This is a genomic window from Microcoleus sp. F4-D5, assembly GCF_036704885.1.
Taxonomy (GTDB): Bacteria; Cyanobacteriota; Cyanobacteriia; order Cyanobacteriales; family Microcoleaceae; genus Microcoleus.
Genome location: NZ_JAUBSX010000181.1, coordinates 1 through 1874, shown reverse-complemented (window position 1 = coordinate 1874; position 1874 = coordinate 1). Strand labels below are relative to the sequence as shown.

3 protein-coding genes are annotated in these 1874 nt (G+C 47.5%); all 3 read left to right on the top strand.

The genetic code is table 11. From position 1 onward, the window contains the following. The first annotated feature begins 197 nt into the window (after positions 1 to 197). The 3 genes from QUA80_RS33415 to QUA80_RS33405 all read left to right on the top strand — a co-directional run bounded on the left by QUA80_RS33415 (position 198) and on the right by QUA80_RS33405 (position 1815). Positions 198 to 986: a HipA family kinase gene (locus QUA80_RS33415; RefSeq protein ID WP_333429188.1), complete on the top strand. Its 789-nt coding sequence runs from the start codon at positions 198 to 200 to the stop codon at positions 984 to 986. Next, positions 964 to 1362: a DUF3037 domain-containing protein gene (locus tag QUA80_RS33410; RefSeq protein WP_333429187.1), complete on the top strand. Its 399-nt coding sequence runs from the start codon at positions 964 to 966 to the stop codon at positions 1360 to 1362. The genes QUA80_RS33415 and QUA80_RS33410 overlap by 23 nt, the downstream gene beginning before the upstream one ends. Positions 1363 to 1680: 318 nt before the next feature. Continuing rightward, positions 1681 to 1815 (top strand): hypothetical protein, encoded by a 135-nt coding sequence (locus QUA80_RS33405; protein ID WP_333429186.1) that lies wholly within the window; start codon positions 1681 to 1683, stop codon positions 1813 to 1815. Positions 1816 to 1874: the final 59 nt, after the last annotated feature.

Sequence of the window (1874 nt, the reverse complement as noted above, 5' to 3'; positions counted from 1 at the left end):
TCGATGGTGGTGACATCAACGAGCAAGCCGATTGGATGAACCAAGAATCCTCGTGCCTTTATGCCGAGGAGTGTCAATAAACAAACTACTTAACATCAGTCCCAGTTAAAAGAAAGAATCCAACTGTCTGTAATCCCGCGATCCAAACCCTCATAAAATCAGTGATTTCCCATCGAAAATCTCAAATCGAAAATAGCATGAGTCCCAGCTTGCGAACAGTCATTGCTACCAGGTATGTCACTCCCTTGCGCGAGGGCGGATCGCTGCCGGCGATCGTCGAAGCAGATGATGATGGTATGTACGTGCTCAAATTTCGCGGTGCCGGCCAGGGAGCCAAATCTCTGATCGCCGAGCTAGTGGCGGGAGAGATTGCTCGCGCCTCCGGGCTGCCAATCCCCGAACTCGTTTTTGTTGAACTCGATCCCGAACTGGCTCGCACTGAGCCTGACCCGGAAATTCAAGATTTGATCCGAGCAAGTGCTGGCCTCAACCTCGCCCTCGACTATCTCCCGGGCTCTATAACTTTTGACCCGATAGCGGGGAAATCAGAGGCGGATTTGGCCTCAGAAATCGTCTGGTTCGATGCTTTTGTGACCAACATCGATCGCACGCCGCGCAATGCAAATATGCTGGTATGGCACCGCCGGCTGTGGCTGATCGATCACGGTGCGGCCCTCTACTTCCACCACACCTGGAAAGATTATCTCTCGCGCAGCAACGATCGTTTTCCCCCAATCAAAGACCACGTTCTGCTGCGTTTTGCGAGCACGCTGGAAGCGGCTAATTCAAAGATGACTCAAACGCTAACCCCGGACATCATTCGCAACATTGTTAAACTAATTCCTGATACTTGGCTGGTGGGAGATTCTCCTTTCAGCGATCGCAACCAACATCGGGATGCTTATATCGAATACCTGCTAAATCGGCTAGAATCACCACATATTTTTTTGGAGGAAGCGATTAGTGCCCGATCGATTTCTTTATGATTATGCCATTATCCGCGTCGTTCCCAAAGTCGATCGCGAGGAGTTTATCAACGTCGGGGCGATCGTTTCCTGCGCTACGAAAAAATTCCTCGAAGCCCGTATCGAAATTGATGAACGGCGCTTGATGGCGATCGACTCAACGTTGGATCTGGAAATGATTCGCAATCACCTAGCAGTCATTCCCATCATTTGTGCGGGCGGCAAGGAATCTGGCGCGATCGGTCAACTTCCCCACAGAGAGCGCTTTCACTGGCTCGTAGCACCCCGCAGCACGATCGTTCAGACATCGCGGGTACACACTGGTTTTTGCCAGAGTCTACCGGGTGCGATCGAACACTTGCTCGATACAATGGTGCGATCGTCAAGTCGATTTTAGATTTTAGATTTTAGATTTACTCATTTTAGCTAAAGATGAGAACGCCAGAACTATTGTACTGACGGGAAACTTTTCTAAAATGTTATATCGTGGGCGATCTATCGATTTCCGAAAACACTCAGAATATCCGAATTATTCCTATCTCTCTTCTCGACCTCTGCGTGAATGGGCGTTAATCCATTGTCCGGGGCGGTTATTCTCTTTTTTTTACCGCAGATACAGGCAGATAAACACAGATTAACGCAGATAACTGGATGATGCTACCGGATTTGATATAACTTTTATAAAGTCTTAGCCGCAGTTTCGCAAGGTAGAAAGATGATGCAAATTGAACCGACAAATATGACTTTCCCTCTCTGGGGTTTAGCAATTTTCATTTTGTGGACGATCGCAGTCGTTATCTTGCTGCTAGCAGTGAGGATTCGGCATCTATCTCAGGGTAAACGCATCTAAATTAAGTTGACAGAAAATCATTTTTGTGCATAATTTATTTTTTTAAAAAACCATTCTTA

What these genes read in the sequence shown, in the direction of transcription:
- QUA80_RS33415 (WP_333429188.1), top strand. Translation starts at nt 198, where the DNA reads ATGAGTCCCAGCTTGCGAACAGTCATTGCTACCAGGTATGTCACTCCC.
- QUA80_RS33405 (WP_333429186.1), top strand. Translation starts at nt 1,681, where the DNA reads ATGATGCAAATTGAACCGACAAATATGACTTTCCCTCTCTGGGGTTTA.